Annotated in this window: 1 protein-coding gene; it reads left to right on the top strand. The window is 66.0% G+C overall.

Features of this window, described 5'->3' with window-relative positions; translation table 11 throughout:
* Positions 1-787: 787 nt before the first annotated feature.
* Positions 788-1,195 carry a DUF6221 family protein gene (locus ACIA8E_RS41970; protein ID WP_399307383.1) on the top strand — a complete coding sequence of 136 codons (408 nt, stop codon included), beginning with the start codon at positions 788-790 and terminating at the stop codon, positions 1,193-1,195.
* The last annotated feature ends 189 nt before the right edge of the window (positions 1,196-1,384 follow it).

Below are 1,384 nucleotides of genomic sequence, written 5' to 3'. Positions count from 1 at the left end.
GACCGCACCTCATCGACGGCTGCCTCATAGGCACCGGCCTGACCATGGACAGCTGACCACGATCAGGCCGACATCACGCATTCAAGTTCAGTAGCAACGCTTCTGGGCTGCAACCTCACAGGCCGCCGTCACGGCCGCGAAGTCAATCCTCACAGGCGCGAACAGGCACAAAAGACTGCCCTCTTAGGCAATAGAGGCTCCTGCTTACCGTGCGCGTGTACCGTCACGATCTCGGGCCGTAGCGACACCGGCCCGAGATGGCCCTACCTCTGTCAATGCCTCGTCAGAGCAGGGCCACCAGGCTCCTGCCTCACTGGTGGAGATGGCAGGAAAAAGGCGGCCGACTGACTCCGGACGCCCGCCTGAACCAGTTCGCCCCCCTGCGCCGGAGGGCGACTGCAAGTGGCCTCGAACGCCGTCGAGGCCACGGCCGGTGGTGGCCCTGCCCTGATTGCCCTTCAGTGGCAGGGCCACACACTCCACAAACTTCCTGCCTACCGTGAGAGGGGGCAGGAAAAGGGCGGCCGGCTCCACGCCGGCTGCCCACCTGAACCAGTTCGCCCTGTCTGAACCCGCACGGCGAACTGCAAGTGGCCTCGACGGGAGTCGAGCCACGGGCCGTTAGAGCGCGCACGTGGTTGTGACGCGCCCTAGTCCCGCGGCCCGAGGTGGCCCTGCCCCCGAAAAGGCACCCGGAGGCGGGGCCACCATTCCCCCTGAAGGAACCCCACCCATACCGAGACCATGACCACCCCCGCTCCGCAGCCACTGCCGAGAGGATGACCCCGTGGACGACCTGGTGCAGTTCCTCCGCGACCGCCTCGACGAAGACGAAAAGATGGCGGGCGCTGCCGCCGAGGGTCCGTGGTCGGTCGACCACGGGGACTACGGCGTACTGGTCTACGGGGCCGACCAGTCTGCGGTCGTCTGTGGTGGATGCTGGGGCGGTGAGGCTTCGGTATTCGAGTCGACGGCCGACGCGCTGCACATCGTCCGCCATGACCCGGCCCGCGTCCTGGCCGTGGTCGAAGCCAAGCGGGCCGCCATCAGCCATTACAAGAAGCTACGCCGCTTCGCCGAGAAGGAACGCTGCGAGGAGTACGTCCTCGCCGAGGGCGCCGGAGCCGTCGTGATCAAGATGCTCGCCCTGCCCTACGCCGACCACCCCGACTACCGCGACAACTGGCGGCCATAACCCCATTGTCAGTCCCGCCACGGATCTCACAGGAGATCGGCATGTACGAGAACATCCCCGGTCACCTCTGGGACCCCGATACGCAAAACGACCCCCTGAGGCGACCCCGGTGGTGTGGACACTCTGACAATGGATCTTGCAGATCCGAGGAAGGGTGTCTTGGTGGGACGGAAGTCTCCGTATCCGGCG

This window comes from Streptomyces sp. NPDC051664 (assembly GCF_044453545.1).
Classification (GTDB): Bacteria; Actinomycetota; Actinomycetes; order Streptomycetales; family Streptomycetaceae; genus Streptomyces.
The sequence above is the reverse complement of the archived record's forward strand: the minus strand, read 5'-3'. Positions and strand labels throughout refer to the sequence as shown.